The organism is Litoreibacter meonggei, from assembly GCF_003663885.1.
Taxonomy (GTDB): Bacteria; Pseudomonadota; Alphaproteobacteria; order Rhodobacterales; family Rhodobacteraceae; genus Litoreibacter; species Litoreibacter meonggei.
The window spans coordinates 1-16586 of sequence record NZ_RCCE01000002.1; the positions used below are offsets into that span (position 1 = coordinate 1).

General features: G+C 58.9%; 15 protein-coding genes. 4 read left to right on the top strand and 11 right to left on the bottom strand.

Annotation, left to right across the window (positions count from 1 at the left end; translation table 11 throughout):
• The first annotated feature begins 247 nt into the window (after positions 1–247).
• Positions 248–1606, top strand: a complete 1359-nt coding sequence (locus tag BCF46_RS04755) for a phosphohexomutase domain-containing protein (protein WP_121023248.1) — start codon at positions 248–250, stop codon at positions 1604–1606.
• A 56-nt stretch (positions 1607–1662) separates the two neighbouring features.
• Here BCF46_RS04755 and BCF46_RS04760 read toward each other — a convergent pair whose 3' ends face one another.
• The 3 genes from BCF46_RS04760 to BCF46_RS04770 form a co-directional block, all read right to left on the bottom strand.
• Positions 1663–2256 (bottom strand): L,D-transpeptidase, encoded by a 594-nt coding sequence (locus tag BCF46_RS04760; protein WP_121022313.1) that lies wholly within the window; start codon positions 2254–2256, stop codon positions 1663–1665.
• Between the two features lie 65 nt (positions 2257–2321).
• On the bottom strand, positions 2322–3308 hold the full coding sequence (locus BCF46_RS04765; RefSeq protein ID WP_121022315.1) for a type I glyceraldehyde-3-phosphate dehydrogenase: 987 nt from the start codon (positions 3306–3308) through the stop codon (positions 2322–2324).
• Between the two features lie 98 nt (positions 3309–3406).
• Positions 3407–4132, bottom strand: coding sequence for a DsbA family protein (locus BCF46_RS04770; RefSeq protein WP_121022317.1), 726 nt, complete (start codon positions 4130–4132; stop codon positions 3407–3409).
• A 143-nt stretch (positions 4133–4275) separates the two neighbouring features.
• Between BCF46_RS04770 and BCF46_RS04775 the strand changes: the two genes are divergently transcribed.
• On the top strand, positions 4276–6318 hold the full coding sequence (locus BCF46_RS04775) for a protein-disulfide reductase DsbD family protein (protein WP_121022319.1): 2043 nt from the start codon (positions 4276–4278) through the stop codon (positions 6316–6318).
• Here the strand turns inward: BCF46_RS04775 and ccmI are convergent.
• The 5 genes from ccmI to BCF46_RS04800 all read right to left on the bottom strand — a co-directional run bounded on the left by ccmI (position 6315) and on the right by BCF46_RS04800 (position 11419).
• A complete protein-coding gene (gene ccmI, locus BCF46_RS04780; protein WP_121022321.1) occupies positions 6315–7466 on the bottom strand; it encodes a c-type cytochrome biogenesis protein CcmI in 1152 nt (383 codons plus the stop codon). The genes BCF46_RS04775 and ccmI overlap by 4 nt on opposite strands.
• Positions 7463–7930 (bottom strand): cytochrome c-type biogenesis protein, encoded by a 468-nt coding sequence (locus BCF46_RS04785; RefSeq protein ID WP_121022323.1) that lies wholly within the window; start codon positions 7928–7930, stop codon positions 7463–7465. Before BCF46_RS04785 ends, ccmI begins: the two co-directional genes overlap by 4 nt.
• On the bottom strand, positions 7927–8469 hold the full coding sequence (locus BCF46_RS04790; protein WP_121022325.1) for a DsbE family thiol:disulfide interchange protein: 543 nt from the start codon (positions 8467–8469) through the stop codon (positions 7927–7929). Before BCF46_RS04790 ends, BCF46_RS04785 begins: the two co-directional genes overlap by 4 nt.
• A 3-nt stretch (positions 8470–8472) precedes the next feature.
• On the bottom strand, positions 8473–10458 hold the full coding sequence (locus BCF46_RS04795; RefSeq protein ID WP_121022327.1) for a heme lyase CcmF/NrfE family subunit: 1986 nt from the start codon (positions 10456–10458) through the stop codon (positions 8473–8475).
• 115 nt (positions 10459–10573) lie between these two features.
• Entirely contained in the window at positions 10574–11419 is an 846-nt protein-coding gene (locus BCF46_RS04800; protein ID WP_121022328.1) for a DMT family transporter, read from the bottom strand.
• A 183-nt stretch (positions 11420–11602) separates the two neighbouring features.
• Between BCF46_RS04800 and ppk2 the strand changes: the two genes are divergently transcribed.
• Together ppk2 and BCF46_RS04810 are read left to right on the top strand one after the other, a co-directional pair.
• Entirely contained in the window at positions 11603–12493 is an 891-nt protein-coding gene (gene ppk2, locus BCF46_RS04805) for a polyphosphate kinase 2 (protein ID WP_121022330.1), read from the top strand.
• 109 nt (positions 12494–12602) lie between these two features.
• Positions 12603–13655 (top strand): hypothetical protein, encoded by a 1053-nt coding sequence (locus tag BCF46_RS04810; RefSeq protein ID WP_121022332.1) that lies wholly within the window; start codon positions 12603–12605, stop codon positions 13653–13655.
• A 48-nt stretch (positions 13656–13703) separates the two neighbouring features.
• Here BCF46_RS04810 and BCF46_RS04815 read toward each other — a convergent pair whose 3' ends face one another.
• The 3 genes from BCF46_RS04815 to BCF46_RS04825 are packed head-to-tail and all read right to left on the bottom strand — an operon-like array spanning position 13704 to position 16490.
• Positions 13704–14699, bottom strand: coding sequence for an ABC transporter substrate-binding protein (locus BCF46_RS04815; protein WP_121022334.1), 996 nt, complete (start codon positions 14697–14699; stop codon positions 13704–13706).
• A 34-nt stretch (positions 14700–14733) separates the two neighbouring features.
• The gene (locus BCF46_RS04820) at positions 14734–15579 is read right to left on the bottom strand and encodes an ABC transporter permease (protein ID WP_121022336.1); all 846 of its coding nucleotides are present in this window, start codon (positions 15577–15579) and stop codon (positions 14734–14736) included.
• Positions 15576–16490, bottom strand: coding sequence for an ABC transporter permease (locus BCF46_RS04825; protein WP_121023249.1), 915 nt, complete (start codon positions 16488–16490; stop codon positions 15576–15578). Before BCF46_RS04825 ends, BCF46_RS04820 begins: the two co-directional genes overlap by 4 nt.
• Positions 16491–16586 lie beyond the last annotated feature (96 nt).

The following is a 16586-nucleotide window of genomic DNA, read 5'->3' on the forward strand; positions in this document are numbered from 1 at the left end:
TTGCCAGCGGCGCTGATCGCCATCGTGCTGAACCTGATCCTGCCGGAAGAGCTGTCCGGCGAGGCCACCGAAGAGGTGTCCGGCGGCATGGCAGGCCATGGCGAAGGCTCATTGCCGAAGAGCTAGGCTTACCAAATGAACTTATGAAAAGGCCCCATTGGAAACAGCGGGGCCTTTTTGCTGCCTGCCCTCTTGGAGCAGCGCACGCTTCGCGCTAAGGCTGTGCGCAACAAAGCGAGGCAATATGATGAGCACCCTGACCTGTTTCAAAAGCTACGATGTGCGTGGCCGCTTGGGCGACGAGCTGAACGAAGACATCTGCTACGGCATCGGGCGGGGCTTTGCGCGCGCCATTGAGCCGAAAACTGTGGTGATCGGATATGACATCCGCCCGACCTCTCAAGCGCTTGCTGGGCAATTGGCTGAGGGGCTTCGCGACGAAGGTGTTGACGTAATCGACATTGGTTTGTGCGGCACCGAGGAGGTTTATTTTGCCACGTCTCACTATGAAGCCGGTGGCGGGTTGATGGTCACCGCATCGCATAACCCCATCGACTATAACGGCATCAAGATGGTGCGCGCGGGCTCGCGCCCGATCTCCTCGGCAGATGGTTTGGGCGAGATACAAGCCTTGGTGGAAGCGGGCGACTTTGGCCCCACCAAAACCCGCGGCTCGTTGGAGCAACAAAATCCGCGGGACGCCTATGCCGACCGCGTGGTGGGGTTTGCGGACGTCTCGACATGGCGGCCGATGAAAGTCGTGGTCAATGCGGGCAACGGCGTGGCTGGCCCCGCCTTTGACGTCATCGCAGGCAAGCTGGGCGCACCTGTTGACTTTGTGCGCCAACATCTCACACCGGACAGCACATTCCCCAATGGCATTCCGAACCCCCTGCTCGAAGAAAACCGCGCGCAGACCGCCGAACTGGTGTTGTCGAAGGGCGCGGATTTGGGCGTGGCTTGGGACGGCGATTTCGACCGCTGCTTCTTCTTTGATGAAACTGGGGCCTTTATCGACGGCGAGTATGTCGTGGGGCTGCTGGCGGGTGCGTTCCTTGGCAAACATGCGGGCGCGAAGATCATCCACGACCCGCGCGTCATCTGGGCGCTGCTTGATCTGATGGAAGCTGGTGGCGGCGAAGCCGTGGTGTCGCAGTCGGGGCATAGCCACATCAAAGCGACAATGCGCGAGGTGGATGCGGTCTATGGCGGCGAGATGTCGGCGCACCACTACTTCCGCGACTTCATGTATTGCGACAGCGGGATGATTCCGTGGATATTGCTGATCGAGCATATGAGCGCGTCCGGCAAGAAACTGTCCGAACTTGTCGCCGACATGCAGGCGCGGTTCCCGTCCTCGGGGGAGATCAACTTCAAGCTGGCCGACAAACAGCCCGCGATTGACGCGTTCGAGGCGACATATCTGCCGGATGCCAAGGGCGTGGACCGTCTGGACGGGCTGTCACTGGATTACGGGGATTGGCGGGTGAACCTGCGCCAGTCCAATACCGAACCGGTGTTGCGCCTGAATGTCGAGGCGCGCGGCGACCGTGCGCTGCTGGCGGCGAAAGTGGCCGAGATCAGCAAGCTGATCACCGAGGCTTGAACCACCCTGCAGATACAAAACGGGCGGTGTGCACCTATGCCACCGCCCGTTTCTAGTCAGATCACGCGGACTTGCGTGCCGACAGGGCACAGCTCGAAAAGCTGTGCGATCTGTTCATTATATAGGCCGATGCAACCGGAAGACGAGCGACGCCCGATCTTGCGTGTGTCATGGGTGCCGTGGATCAGATAGGCAGGCCAGCTCAGATACATCGCGTGGGTGCCAAGCGGGTTGCCGGGACCGGGTGGCATGTAAGACAGGTCCGGATTTTCAGCGATCATGTTGGCTGTTGGTGTCCAGTCAGGCCCGACCCGCTTGCGCACGATCTTGGTATAACCGCGCTTGGTCAGGTCCTCGCGACGCGGCACCGAGGTCGCGAAAACGCGGTAATCGGAACCGTCGGAATTCCAGTAATGCAGCGCGCGCGACGTGGTGTCGGCCACGACTGTGGCGACGCCCAAAGTGTCAAAGTGATCTTGCCATTGCTGGTATTGGAAGCTCGACGCGTTGCGGCGCACGCCTTGTGGCGTTTGCGGCGCATCTACTTCATCCAGCGGAGCTTCAATGCTTTGCGCGCGCAACAGCGCTGGCGCGACCAGCGCGGCACTCGCAGTCGCGAGGAACAGGCGGCGGTTTGGTGTGGTGCTCATAGGTTTACCCTCCGGCTCTCGTTGATTTACGAGAAGGGCTAACACTTCATCAGAGCGGCCTAAACTCACATCTTCGTCATGCGGCTGGCTAAATCGATCATGCGGTTGGAAAAGCCCCACTCGTTGTCATACCAGCCGAACACCCGCGCCATGCCTCCGGACTGGGTGACATGCGTTTCCGGCAGTGCCATCACGATACTTTCAGGCCGTGCGCGCAGGTCGGAGGACACCAGCGGCTCGTCCGTGGTCCCGATGATTGTTCCCTTTGCGGCGATCAGGACATCATTTATTTTCTGTTCCGTGAAAGGCATTTGCGCCTGAAGGCTCATGTCGATTGCCGACACCGAGGCCGTCGGCACCCGCACCGAGGTCGCGAATATCCGCCCCGCCAGATCGGGCAAAACCAGATCGGTGAGCTTTCCTGCGGAGGTCGTGGTCGGCACCATCGACAGCGCGGCGGCGCGCGAGCGCACCAGATCGCCACGCGGGGCGTCGACCGTAGGCTGCGACCCCGTGTAGCAGTGGATCGTCGTCATATGGGCGGTGACCAGCCCGAAGGCGTCGTCGATCACCCGCGCCAACGGGGCCAGCGCATTGGTGGTACAGGACGCGCAGGAGATGATGGGTTGATCTGCCAAAGCGTCGTCGTTGGCCCCCAAAACCACCGTTTGATCTGCGGTCGGGCACGGGCCGGAGATCAGCACCCGCCCCGCGCCTGCGCGCAGACCGCGCTCGGCAAATTCGCGGGTAGAAGACTTGCCGGTGCATTCGAGCACCAAATCGACCCCGCTCAGGTCGATTTCGGACAGGTCAGGATTACCGGTCAAAGGGTAGCGCACCCCGTTGATCGTCAGGGAATGCTCGTCATAACTGACGTCACCCGGATACGGGCCGAAGACGCTGTCATGCTTCAGCAGATAGGCACACAGCTCCGGCCGCGCGATGTCGTTGAGGGCCGCAATCTCGAACCCATCGCCCGCAGGCGTCGTGGTTAGCAAACGCAAGATGGAGCGCCCGATACGCCCTAGTCCGTTGATGGCAATCCGCGCCATGAGCCTGCCCCTTCCGTATCGTGATCCATTGTGGGTTGCCCGACACTAGGCCGTTACAATTTCCAAATGAAACCCCAAAAGCGGCAAAAGATGACTGGTCAGCCCGCGTCGCGGCTTTGAGCGACAAGTTCCTGCATTTGCTCCAGCTCAATTGCACCCGGAACAAGTTGATCGCCGAAAATGAAGGCAGGCGTACCGTTCAGATCCAGAGCGCGCGTCAGCTGCATACTGGTCTGGATGTGGGCCACAACTTCCGGCGCGTCCATGTCACGCTTGAGTTGCGCGACATCCATGCCAAGTTCGCCCGCAATGCGTTCAACGCTGGCCTCATTGGCGCGGCCTTCGTTTTCCATCAACGCGTTGTGGAATTCCATGTATTTACCCTGCGCGCGCGATGCCAAGGCTGCACGCGCGGCGTAAACGCTTTCTTCGCCAAGGATCGGCCATTCCCTCATGACCACTCGGATGTTGCTGTCACTTTCTATCAGCGCATGAACATCGTCGAACACCCGACGGCAATATCCGCAATTGTAGTCAAAAAACTCAACCACAGTTACGTCGCCATCAGGATTTCCCAGCACAGGCGCGTTGGGGTCTTGTTCCAACGCGGCACGGTTGCTCGTTAGCACGGCCTGGGCTTGATCTGCATCGGCTTGCTCTTTTCGAGCCTGCAAGGTCTGGAGCGCCTCCATCACAATCTTGGGGTTGTCACGGATGGTCTGTATCACCAGTTCCTGTATCTGCTCACGGCTCAAATCCTCGGCTGAAACGGAGGTCGCGGCGAGGCACACTGCAAGGGCGGTCGAGGTGGCAAAACGGATCATTGGGCAAGCTCCTTGGCAGCCGGAAAAGGTGACAAGACCGTGAGGTCCCGTGAGCCGATTGTCAAACACATGCCAATCACGAGGCAGTGAAACGCGGGCGAAACTTCTTGCCTTTGCCGCGCCATCAGGGGACCAACATATCCATGAGAATATTCGCCTCCCTAATCGTGATCTGGCTGTCGGCAGCCCTGTCCCCCGCCTTAGCTGCGACGTCGATCGCCTACCAAAGCGAGCGGATGACCGCGCGGCTGATTACCGCCGAAAACGCCGTCACGCCAAGTGCGGGCACGGTGTCCGCAGCGTTGCAGATTGAGCTTGCGGAGGGATGGAAAACCTACTGGGAAGCACCGGGTGCTGTGGGCTACCCGCCCGATCTGGATTGGAGCGGCTCGGCCAATGTGGCAGGTAGTGAGCTGCTCTACCCCGCGCCCACACGGTTCGAGGCGTTTGACATCGAGAATTACGGGTACGCCAAAGAGGTGACCTTCCCAATACAGTTGATGCTGGAAGAGGTTGGCAGCACGGTCGTGATGAACGTGTCGGTAAATGTTCTGGTGTGCGCCGAGCTTTGTATTCCCGAGATGTTCGATTTGTCAGTGACACTTTTGCGCGGCGAGGGTGGAATCGACGCCACATCTGCCGCAACGATTGCGGCGGCGGCGGCGAAAGTCCCCACGCCTTTGGAAGACGCGAGCATGCGCAACGCGCGGTTCTGGTTGTCAGCTGACAATTCCGAATTGCAAGTCGCAGTCGACAGCAGCAACGCGTTTGGGAACCAGCTTCAGATTTTTGCCAATATGGGATCAGATGCATCCTTTGGTGCGCCCGAATTCACACTGTCCGGTGATCGCAAAACACTCGTCGCTACCCTCCCCGTCCTATCCATGCCACCCAAGTTCGAGCCGTTCGAGGTCACACTGACAGATGGTGACCGCGCCGCCAGCTTCATAGCAGACACCCCAAGCGCCTCGTCACTTATCAAAGGGGGGGCGGCCAGCGTGTGGTCTATCGCTTTGATAGCTCTTTTAGGTGGGCTGATCCTTAATATCATGCCTTGCGTACTACCTGTGTTGACGATCAAATTCGCCTCCGCCCTGAAATCCAGCGACCAAACTGCCGCGCGCATCCGTGCGGGCTTCATCGTTTCTGCGCTTGGGATTTTGGCGTTTATGTGGGCGCTTGCCGCGGTCTTGCTGACCATTCGTGCGGGTGGCGGGCAAATCGGCTGGGGTGTGCAGTTCCAGAACCCCGTGTTCCTTGGGCTTATGATTACCCTGATCACAGCATTTGCCGCCAACATGGCAGGCATGTTCGAGATCACGTTACCCCAACGCCTGAACACCTCCATGGCGCGTATGGAGCACGGGTCCGGATTGTTGGGAGATTTCGCCACCGGTGCTTTCGCCGCCGTTCTGGCGACCCCCTGCTCTGCTCCGTTTCTTGGCACCGCCGTGACCTTTGCGCTCGCTGGTAGCGGGTTTGAGGCAATGGTGATTTTTACAGCACTCGGGCTTGGACTGGCATCACCCTATCTTGCCGTCGCACTGCGCCCGTCGCTTGTGCAGGCCTTGCCAAAGCCCGGGCCATGGATGGTGCGGGTCAAGTGGGTCATGGCGGCGTTGCTGGCGCTGACAGCGCTCTGGCTTGCTTCGGTGCTGGCACAGGTCGCCGGATGGCGGGTGGTGCTAGTGCTGGTGGCTTTGTTGGGCGCGGCGTTGGCGGCGATGATGCTACCGCGCGAAAGACGACTGGGCAGCTTGGCCCCCGCAGCGTTGCTATTTGCGGCTGTAATGGTTCCGGTCGTGCTACGCCCTGCCCCGCAAGCACTTGAGCAAAGCGCTGATTGGGCCACATTTGACGAGGCGGCAATCGCAACAAGCGTCAGCAATGGCGAGGTCGTCTTCGTCGACATCACGGCCTCATGGTGCCTGACCTGCAAGGCAAACAAGGCCCGCGTTCTGGACCGCGATCCCGTGGCGGGCATGTTGGTAAATGATGGTGTTACAGCGATGCGGGGGGACTGGACACAGCCCAACCCCGTCATTCTCGACTACCTGAAAGCAAATGGCCGCTTCGGTATCCCGTTCAACAAAGTCTATGGACCAGGCGCGCCGCAAGGTATCGCCCTGCCGGAGTTCTTGACCAAAGACGCGGTATTAGATGCCTTGGAGGCCGCCCGACTTTAGTTGCCGAGCGCGGCCAGACCTTGCTCTACAGTGACCCGGCGCGGATCATCTTTCGGCAATTTATCGGTGAGAGCCTTGGCGCTTTCATAGGCGGCACGGGCGTTGTCATCTTCACCCAACACACCATAAGCGCGGGCCAGTTGTAGCCATCCTTGCAGGTTATCAGGCTCGTCCTTCATCCGCTCTGCAAGGTTACCAACCATGGTGCGCACGAACTCCTGACGATCTTCGGCAGACATCTCCGATGCAGCATCGACGTCAGCCGCCGACGGGCCGCGCGGTGCGTCAGGGAAGTCCGGCAGCGTAGCAGGTTCCAGCCCCAGCAAGTCGCCCAGACGATTGATTTCGCGCAGGTAGAACGGCATCCACGCCGCCGAAGTGGTTTCCAGCGCCAAACGGTCCAGAAGCGATTGGCGCGCCTGCTCGGTCTGTCCGGCCTGCCCCATAGCGACCGCGTTATAATAGGTGCCCGCAGGGTTCAGCGGATCCAGGGCGATTGAGCGTGCGATTGCCTCCTCGGCAGTTTTGGTGACCGTTCCGTTCTCCGCAGAGATCAAGACTTCGGCGTATTGCGACCACGTGGCCGACGTCGCCCCGTCACGTTCCACAATGCGCGAATAGGCGTAGGCCGCATCACCGTAACGCCCCATATTGGCATAAGTTGATGCCAGTAATTCCCAACCACGGGTCTCGCCGCCATCGGGTTCGCTTTCCAGCTTGGTGCGCAACTGCGTTGTCAGCTTGTCGAGGTTTTGCGCCTCGGTCTGCTCGGCAGCCCGCTCCGCAAACGGTATGGACGGGATCGTTGGCGCGCCAAGCTGCGTGTAAAGCGCCGCCCCTGCCAGTGGCGTAAGCAAGGCGCAGGAGATCAGCAATTTGCGCCCTGACAGGCCGCCGGAATCGACCGGACCGCGCCCTTTGTCGGCAGCGATCATCCGGCGTTTGATTTCCGTGCGGGCCGCCTCGGCTTCAGGCCCTGAGATGATCCCGCGCTCCGCATCGCGATCCACTTCACCCAACTGGTCGCGGAAAATAGCAATCGCCCCGTCGGCACGATCCATAGCTCCCTCGTTGCGGCGCAAAAGCGGCCATAGCAATGCAAGCGTCGTCAGCAGCGCAAGTGCGGCTGCGGAAACCCAAAAGATCATAGGGATTTGTCCTCTTCCATGAGCTTGGCCAATTCGGTTTCCTCGTCGGCGCTCAGGTGGGTGTCTTTGGTTGCGGGCCTGCGTGGACGACGCGACAGCGAGATCGCAACGGCGAGGCCCCCGATGAACAGGATGGCGAACGGACCCAGCCACAGCGCATAGGTCGACGGCTTGAAGGGCGGCTTGAACAGGACAAAATCGCCGTACCGCAATACGAGGAAATCATAGATTTCCTGATCTGTATCGCCTGCCACAAGCCGCTCGCGGATCAACACCCGAAGGTCACGGGCCACGCCTGCATTGGAGCTGTCGATAGGTTCGTTCTGACACACCACACAACGCACATTGGCCGAGATCGCACGGGCGCGTTCTTCCAATGCAGGGTCGGACAACACCTCGTCCGGTTCCACGGCGAAGGCAGGGTTGGCCAGCAAGGCAAGCGCAAGAAGGGCGGCGCGGATCATTTGCGCACCTCGTCCAAGGCTTCCATGAACCGTCTGAGACCATCGCCCACGACAGGCCCTGCGAACCGGTGCCGGATGATGCCGCCTGCGTCGATAATGAACGTCTCCGGCACGCCGGAGATGCCCAGATCAATGCCCGCCCGCCCCGCGTAGTCGGAGCCGAGAGCGGCGTAGGGATTGCCCAGTTCATCCAACCATTTGGCGGCGGCTTCGGGTTTGTCTTTGTAATTGATGCCGATGAGGGTCAGCCCCTCCTCCTGTCCCAAGCGGGTCAGATTGGGATGTTCGGCACGGCACGGCGCGCACCACGAGGCGAAGACGTTGAGCAGTTTGATGCCCTCCATCTTCGAGATAACGTCAGTGGTCAGGCCGGGACGGTCGACGCCCTCAATCGGGCCGAGGTCCAGTTGGGGCACGGGCTGCGAGATCAACACGGAAGGCAGTGCCGACGGGTCGCGACCACCGGACAGTCCCCAGATGGCAAAGCCGCCGATGATCAGGGCCACCAATAAAGGCAGCGCAAAGAGCAATCGTTTCATCAGCTACTCCGCCGGTGTTGCGCCAACAGGCGCGGCTTTGGATTTGCGTGGCGCGCCGACACGAAGTCTGCGATCCGACAAGGACAATCCGCCGCCGAGAACGAGGAACGCGGTCCCGATCCACAGGAAATTCACCAAAGGCTCGTACAACACCCGCAACGTCCACTGGCCCTTGGCGCCTTCCGCCGCAGGTTCCGCGATGGAGGTGTAGAGGTCACCCGCCAAGGTTTGCCGGATGGAGCTTTCGGTCGTCGTGGAGCCCGCCGCCGGATAGACCCGACGCTCTGGGTACAACTTGGTAACGAAATCGCCGCCGCGGGTCACGTTCAAGGTTGCGACCTGCGCGACGTAGTTCGGGCCTTGCTGCTGCTTCATGCCCTCGAATGTCAGCTCGAAGCCTGCAATCTCGACCTGCGTGCCGGGGCTGGCGAAGGTGACGATGTCCTCTTTCCATGCGGAGGATCCCGTCGCGCCCATCGCCAAGATTGCCACGCCCAGATGCGCTAAAGTCATGCCATGCGATGCACGGGGCTGGCGGCGGATGCGGGCCACGGCGCCGGGCTGGAACAGCTTCACGCGCTTGATCCATTCCTGTGCCGTTGCGACCAGCAGCCAGACCGAAACGCCCATGGCGATGATCGCCAGAACGGGACCACCCGTGGTGATGTACCAGACGACCAAAGCGACGATAACCGCGATAGCGAAAGCCAGTTTCAAACGGGACAGGACGCCCCTGATATCCGCCCGTTTCCATGACAGGAACGGGCCGATGCCCATCACCAGCAGAAGTGGCAGCATGATCGGGATGAAACCGGCGTTGAAGAACGGCGGGCCGACGGAGATTTTGTCACCAGTGACGGCCTCAAGGAATAACGGGTAGAGCGTGCCGAACAGCACGGTCGCAGTGGCTGTTGCAAGCAACAGGTTGTTAATGAGCAACCCTGCTTCGCGGGAAATTGGGGCGAACAATCCGCCGCCTTCCATAGAAGGGGCGCGCCACGCGAAGAGCGCCAATGAGCCGCCGATAGAGACGAACAGAAGGCCAAGGATATAGATGCCGCGCTCCGGATCGACCGCGAACGCGTGCACCGATGTCAGCAGACCGGAGCGCACGATGAAGGTGCCGAGTAAAGACAACGAGAAGGTCAGGATCGCCAGCAGGATGGTCCAGCTTTTGAAGGTGTCCCGTTTCTCGGTCACGATGGCGGAATGCAGCAATGCAGTACCCAACAGCCACGGCATGAAGGAGACGTTCTCGACAGGGTCCCAGAACCACCAACCGCCCCAGCCGAGCTCGTAATACGCCCACCAAGAGCCAAGCCCGATGCCTGCGGACAGTGCGGTCCATGCCGCCAAAGTCCACGGACGCACCCAACGCGCCCATGCAGGGTCCACGCGCCCTTCGATCAGGGCGGCGACGGCGAAGGAGAACACGATGGAGAAGCCGACATAGCCGACATAAAGCAGCGGCGGGTGGATCGCGAGGCCGATGTCTTGCAGCAGCGGATTCAGGTCATTGCCGTCCAAGGGGGGCGGAAAGACCCGTTCGAACGGGTTCGAAGTGAACAGCATAAAGCTGATGAAGCCGACGGAAATCCATGCTTGTACGGAGAGCGTGCGTGCCTTCAACGCCTCGGGGATATTGCGCCCGAAAAAAGCCACCGCCGCGCCAAACCCTGCGAGGATGAAGACCCAGAGCAGCAACGAGCCCTCGTGGTTTCCCCAAGTGCCCGCGACCTTGTAGATCATCGGCTTGAGCGAATGGGAGTTGTTGACGACGTTTACGACAGTGAAATCCGACACGATGTAGCTGCGCATCAATGCTGCAAAGGCAATAGAGATCAAAGCGAATTGCGCCAGCGCACTCGCCTGCGAAGACCGCATCCACAACGCGTTGCCGCGCGCAGCACCGAGCATTGGCAATACGCTTTGCACCAACGCGGCGATAAGTGCCAGAGATAGGGCGAATTGTCCGAGTTCGGGGATCATGAGCCAACCTGCTTTAAAGATTTAACCTAGATGGGGCCAAGCGCGGGGCAAGGTCAAGCAATCGAGCCGCGACCCGTTGCCCCGCCCGATCACGTTTCGGCTATCAGGTGGTTCACTACCGCGAGGCACGCAACAACGCGACACCCAACAAGGTAATCATTGTCGACACCACTTTGCCGAGGCTCAGACGCTCGCCCATCAGGAGTACCCCGATCAAAAGCGCGAAGATGATAGATATCTCACGTAGTGCTGTCACAAGTGCGATGGGCGCTTGGGTGAAGGCCCACATCACAATACTAAACGCGACAAACGAGGCCGCACCACCAACAAAGAATATCCTCTTCCCCTTGATCGGGAGGTCACGCAGGACCTGTGGCGTTGTCGCCGCCATGAACACCACAAAGAGTATGGCATTGGCGATGCCCAACCACGCGTAGAACCCAAGCGCGGTTCCTGCAACGCGCGCGCCCAACCCGTCCACAAGGGAATAGCTGGCGATAAAGCACCCTGTGGTCAGCGCCATGGCCGTTGCGCGACCGTTGCGCAAGCCATCTGCCCCCCGCACCAAAGAGATGCTCAGTATCCCTGCGGCGATGGTGACCACCGCCACGATCTCCATGCCAGATAGGTCTACCCCGAGGAACATCAGCGACACGATCGCTACCAGCAATGGAGCTACCCCACGGGCTATAGGATAGACTTGTGTCAGATCCCCTATTTTGTAGGACTCAAGCAAAAAACACTGGTAGCCGAAATGCAGGGCTATGCCCGCCAGAAGATAAGGATATGAGGCAGGGTCCGGCGCGGGTACGAAAGCCAGCATCGGCACGGCGATCGGCAAGTGCCCGATCACGACGCCCGCCATGTTCAATCGTTTGTCCTCGCCACCCTTCACCAAAGCATTCCAGACCGCGTGCAAGAAGGCTGCCGTCAGGACTGCGAAGAAAACGAAGGGTGTCATTCGGGCACGCTAGGCTGCAACCCCGCCGTGGGCAAGGCACATCGCTGCGCTGACAGCTTCAAGTTCAAGCGGTTGATCGGAAGTGTTTCCTCTTGATCCAAATCAAGGCCGCTCTGGCAAGGTTTTGTTAAGGTTCGCGCGCTCACCAAGCAGTTCTTTTCACGCAACAAATTGAAGGTGCATATGACCGTTTCAAAGGCAAAAAATCCTCCCGCACAGGCGAAATCCAGCACGGACACCATTACCGGGTTCGAGCAAGGGGAATACCCTTATGCCAATAAGATGAACCGCACGACCTACGAGGCTGAAAAGGCTGCACTTCAAGTGGAATTGCTGAAGGTGCAGCATTGGGTTCAGGAAACGGGTCAGAAATTTGTTTTGCTGTTTGAAGGGCGCGACGCTGCGGGTAAAGGGGGCACGATCAAGCGCTTCACCGAGCATCTGAACCCGCGCGCCGCACGCGTGGTAGCGTTGAACAAGCCGACCGACGAAGAACGCGGACAATGGTTCTTCCAGCGCTATGTCAAACACCTGCCAACTGCCGGAGAAATCGTTCTCTATGATCGGTCGTGGTACAACCGCGCTGGCGTCGAACGCGTCATGAACTTCTGTGCGCCCACGGAATATCTGGAATTCATGCGCCAAACGCCGGAGTTCGAACGCATGCTGGCCCGAAGTGGCATCAAACTGTTTAAATACTGGTTCTCTGTCACACAGGAAGAGCAAAAACGCCGCTTTGCGTCACGTGAGACTGACCCGCTGAAACGCTGGAAGTTGTCCCCCATCGACCGTGCAAGCTTGGACAAATGGGACGACTATACCGAGGCCAAAGAGGCCATGTTCTTCTACACGGACACGGCAGATGCGCCTTGGACTGTGATCCGTTCCAACGACAAGAAACGCGCACGGCTCGCCTGCATCAAGCATTTCTTGTGGCAGTTGGACTACCCCGACAAGGACGAAAGCGTCGCCACCCCGCCGGACCCGAAAATCTATCATCAGGCCGAGGCGGTCGTGCATGACTCTGATCACATCTTGTCGTCGTCGCTCCACCCTGCAAATCGCAAGGGATAAGCAGCAGGCTTGACCTGTCTCCCTGTCTGCGCGCAGTCTGAAAACAGCTATATTACTTTTGGACTGCGCGGGTCTTTGGTCCACGCGATTTTAGACAGGGGGATACCCCATGGGGATCATTCCACCCCGATTGCGTCCGCGCGGCCATTTGGTCATTGCGCCCAAACATCTTGGCATCCTCGCGCTGCCTGCCTTCGTATTGCTGGCCTCGGAGTACCTGTTGGGCAATTTCGGCAACAGCGCCTTGGTGCTGCCCGACACGGTATCAGTCGACCCTGCCCCTCTTCTTGAGTTGACCGCACGCTACCGTTTTCTCTCGGCATGGTTTTTCTACTTCGCCGTCTGCGTAATTTTCATCGCGGTTTTCTTCGCCGAATTGTGGTCGCAACACAGCCCCAAGTCAGCGGTCCGCATATTGCTCGGGCTGGTGGCGGTCGTTGCGTTCACCATGGTGTTCAACACGCTGGAGCCGGAATGGATGGGCAGTTTCGAAGCCTACGAACTTTTGGGGAAGTCGCTGTTCGTCGATGCACTGTCGCCCGGTCAGCTCCGCGCGTGCGAAACCTCCCTCGCCTGTGATGACGAAGGGGCGTTTCATGGGATGGAATTTCTGCTCGACAAAGCAAACCACATCACCTCCCTCGCAGCGGCGGCAGTTATCGCAGGAATGGTTCTAGCACTTGCCCGTCCCCATCGCCCCTACCTTCTCAGCAACAAGGGCCTCGCGGCGGAGGCCGAAATTCTGCGCCGCGCCCAAGATGCGTCGACCCGCTATCTCTACTGCTCTGGCATCCTGCTGAGCGTCGGCATGGTTTTGGTGTTGTCATGGATGAAGTGGCCGGGGCAAATGATTGCTGATCCCGAACTGCGTGCGCGCCACGCAGAGCTGGTCAACGCGATCTCGTTATATCGTGGGGTCAGCTATTCGGTATTGATCTTGAGTTATTATATGCCTGTTAGCTTGATCTTGATGGTCCGCATCGAACGGTTCCACAGCGCGGTCGCAGCTCATGGAAACCCGTCTATCGGCGCAGAGGTGATGGGCTTCGACATCAACAAGATTGCGTCCTTGGAGGCATTCAAGAAGATCGTTGCAATCGTATCGCCCATCTTGGCGAGTGCACTAGGTGCCGCAGTTACATTCGAAGGCATTGGAGGCTAATCGCCTCGCGAAGGGGATGGACGCCGAAACGCCCATCCCCGTGGTCTATTACTTCAACGCCGCGTCGGTGATCTCGGATGTCCAAGCGCCAACCGGCTCTTTGGAAATTACCGGATCAGAGCCACCTGCCAGCAGAGTTGCCACAGTGCGTTGGTAATCCGCCTCGTCCAGCGCACCGTTAGAACCGGCCGTCAGTTTGGCGATCTCACCCATCATACGCTTCTGGTGCGCTTCTGTCTGCGCACCTGACTCGTCGTTCTCAAGCACTATTTCAGCCGCCTCGTCAGGGTTAGCTTCAGCATATTTCCAGCCCTTCATCGAGGCCCGCACAAAACGCACCATCTTGTCTTTGAAGGCCGGGTCTTTGAGGTTGTCTTCCAGCGCGTAAATGCCGTCTTCCAGGGTCGCGACGCCTTGATCTTCATATTTGAAGGTCACCAGCTCGTCCTCGGACACGCCTGCATCCAGCACTTGACCGTATTCATTGTAGGTCATGGTAGAGATACAGTCGGCTTGGCGTTGCAGCAGCGGATCGACGTTGAAGCCTTGTTTCAGAACGGTGACGCCATCAGGGCCACCATCTGTGGAAATGCCCTCTTGGCTCATCCATGACAGGAACGGATACTCGTTGCCGAAGAACCAAACGCCAATCGTTTTACCTTTGAAGTCCTGTGGGGTTTTGATGCCAGTGTCTTTCCAGCATGTCAGCATTAGGCCGGATGTCTTGAACGGCTGCGCAATGTTGACAACCGGCAGGCCCTTTTCGCGGGCGGCCAGTGCGGACGGCATCCAGTTCAGCATGACGTCAGCGCCACCGCCAGCCAGCACTTGTGGTGGTGCGATGTCAGGGCCACCGGACAGCACGGTGACGTCCAGACCTTCTTCTTCGTAAAAGCCTTTGTCTTTTGCCACATAGTAGCCCGCAAACTGGGCCTGCGTGACCCATTGCAGTTGCAACTTTACCGAGTTCGCATGCCCATCCGCGTGAGCGGCAGGCGTTGCCAACGCGAGCGCCAATGCGGCGGTTGTAAGCAGTTTCTTCATGAGTTTTCCTCCAGGTTGATACTCTTGTTATACATTATTTTCGTTGTGACGGATGCCAGAAGGTCACCGTTTTCTCGGTCATGGCAACCACCCCGTAAAAAGCGGACCCCGCAAGGGCGGCGACCACAATCTCGGCCCAAACCATATCAAGTGCAAGCTGACCCACCGAGGTGGAAATACGAAAGCCCATACCCATTGTGGGTGAACCGAAGAACTCGGCCACAATCGCGCCAATTAGCGCGAGCGTCGTCGATATCTTAAGCCCGTTGAAAATGAACGGCATCGCCGCGGGCAGGCGCAATTTAGTCAGGCTGGGCCAATACCCTGCCCCGTAAGTGCGCATCAGGTCGCGTTGCATCGATGTCGTTTCTTGCAACCCCGCAACTGTATTCACCAGCATTGGGAAGAACACCATCACCACGACGACAGCCGCCTTGGACTGCCAGTCAAATCCGAACCACATCACAAGGATCGGCGCGGTTCCAACGATGGGCAATGCAGCCACGAAATTCCCCACCGGCAAAAGCCCGCGTTTCAGGAAGTCATAACGGTCCACAAGAATGGCCGTCGCGAAAGCCGCGCCACACCCTATGACGTAGCCGCTGAGCGCACCCTTGATGAAGGTCTGCTGGAAATCGAGCCAGAGCGTTGGAATTTCATTAAAGAAGGTTGCGACGACATGGCTGGGTGCGGGCAAGATCACCAGCGGCACGTTGAGTCCGTGCACCAGTAGTTCCCAAACCACGAGGATGGTGAGGCCGAAAATAGCTGGCACAAGCAGCTGGATGGGTCTGCTATTGGCACGCGGGCCGTTAGCAAGCCGCGTGTTCAGGGCCCACATCGCAACCCAAATAACGAATGCAAGGATGACTAGGGTCATGTCAGCCCCATCCGCTTAAGTGCGCGTCTTTGGGCCAGCCCGATGAGTAGAACCAATGACGCGGCAAGCACGGCGGCGAAAACAAGGGCCGACCAGATTTGCACCATTTGTCCATAGTAGCTACCGGTGAGCATCCGCCCGCCAAGACCCCGCGCTCCACCAGCAGGCAACTCCGCCACGATGGCCCCCACGAGGGCCGCTGCGACGCCGATCTTTAGCGAGGCGAACAGGTAGGGCATGGACGCTGGTAGGCGCAGTTTCCAAAAACCTTGGTTGTCGGATGCATTGTAGGTCTTGAGCAGGTCCATCTGCATGGCGTCCGGTGCACGTAACCCTTTGACCATGCCCACAACTACAGGGAAGAAACTGAGATAGGCCGAGATGATGGCTTTCGGCACCAGACCTTGAATACCAATTGAATTCAGAACCACAATTATCATCGGCGCGATGGCGAGGATCGGGATGGTTTGCGACGCAATGGCCCACGGCATGACGCTCATATCCATTGCACGGCTGTGAACAATTCCGACCGCCAAAATTATGCCCGCGCCAGTGCCTATCGCAAAGCCAAGCAGTGTGGCGCTAAGAGTGATCCAACCGTGATAGACCAATGAGCGTTTCGAGGTCACCTTCTTCATCACCGTCGTCTTCCATAGGTCCTGAGCGACTTGATGCGGCGCAGGTAGTCTTGGTCTCTCTTGGGCGTAGGTCGCGGGAATCGCGAAACTGTTGTTTAGGACCAAACCGAAAGATGACGCATCCCGTCGCTCAATCGGATTGTCGGGAACCACAACGGCCCCTGCCCGCTCCAGTCCAGTGAGGGTTTCCTTCACATTCATGAAGGGGACCGCTGCGTACCAAAATGCGAAAATAGCCGCGACAACCGTCAAAACAGGGAATATCTTACGCATGGTGCGCACCATCCCTTATCATTGCTTCAAAAATACCTCCCGCGGAGCGTTCCAACCCCGCAACCGGCGCAGGGGTAGAGAGCTTGGGTTTTCGGT

What these genes read in the sequence shown, in the direction of transcription:
- BCF46_RS04755 (WP_121023248.1), top strand. Translation starts at nt 248, where the DNA reads ATGAGCACCCTGACCTGTTTCAAAAGCTACGATGTGCGTGGCCGCTTG.
- BCF46_RS04760 (WP_121022313.1), bottom strand. Translation starts at nt 2,256, where the DNA reads ATGAGCACCACACCAAACCGCCGCCTGTTCCTCGCGACTGCGAGTGCC.
- BCF46_RS04765 (WP_121022315.1), bottom strand. Translation starts at nt 3,308, where the DNA reads ATGGCGCGGATTGCCATCAACGGACTAGGGCGTATCGGGCGCTCCATC.
- BCF46_RS04770 (WP_121022317.1), bottom strand. Translation starts at nt 4,132, where the DNA reads ATGATCCGTTTTGCCACCTCGACCGCCCTTGCAGTGTGCCTCGCCGCG.
- BCF46_RS04775 (WP_121022319.1), top strand. Translation starts at nt 4,276, where the DNA reads ATGAGAATATTCGCCTCCCTAATCGTGATCTGGCTGTCGGCAGCCCTG.
- ccmI (WP_121022321.1), bottom strand. Translation starts at nt 7,466, where the DNA reads ATGATCTTTTGGGTTTCCGCAGCCGCACTTGCGCTGCTGACGACGCTT.
- BCF46_RS04785 (WP_121022323.1), bottom strand. Translation starts at nt 7,930, where the DNA reads ATGATCCGCGCCGCCCTTCTTGCGCTTGCCTTGCTGGCCAACCCTGCC.
- BCF46_RS04790 (WP_121022325.1), bottom strand. Translation starts at nt 8,469, where the DNA reads ATGAAACGATTGCTCTTTGCGCTGCCTTTATTGGTGGCCCTGATCATC.
- BCF46_RS04795 (WP_121022327.1), bottom strand. Translation starts at nt 10,458, where the DNA reads ATGATCCCCGAACTCGGACAATTCGCCCTATCTCTGGCACTTATCGCC.
- BCF46_RS04800 (WP_121022328.1), bottom strand. Translation starts at nt 11,419, where the DNA reads ATGACACCCTTCGTTTTCTTCGCAGTCCTGACGGCAGCCTTCTTGCAC.
- ppk2 (WP_121022330.1), top strand. Translation starts at nt 11,603, where the DNA reads ATGACCGTTTCAAAGGCAAAAAATCCTCCCGCACAGGCGAAATCCAGC.
- BCF46_RS04810 (WP_121022332.1), top strand. Translation starts at nt 12,603, where the DNA reads ATGGGGATCATTCCACCCCGATTGCGTCCGCGCGGCCATTTGGTCATT.
- BCF46_RS04815 (WP_121022334.1), bottom strand. Translation starts at nt 14,699, where the DNA reads ATGAAGAAACTGCTTACAACCGCCGCATTGGCGCTCGCGTTGGCAACG.
- BCF46_RS04820 (WP_121022336.1), bottom strand. Translation starts at nt 15,579, where the DNA reads ATGACCCTAGTCATCCTTGCATTCGTTATTTGGGTTGCGATGTGGGCC.
- BCF46_RS04825 (WP_121023249.1), bottom strand. Translation starts at nt 16,490, where the DNA reads ATGCGTAAGATATTCCCTGTTTTGACGGTTGTCGCGGCTATTTTCGCA.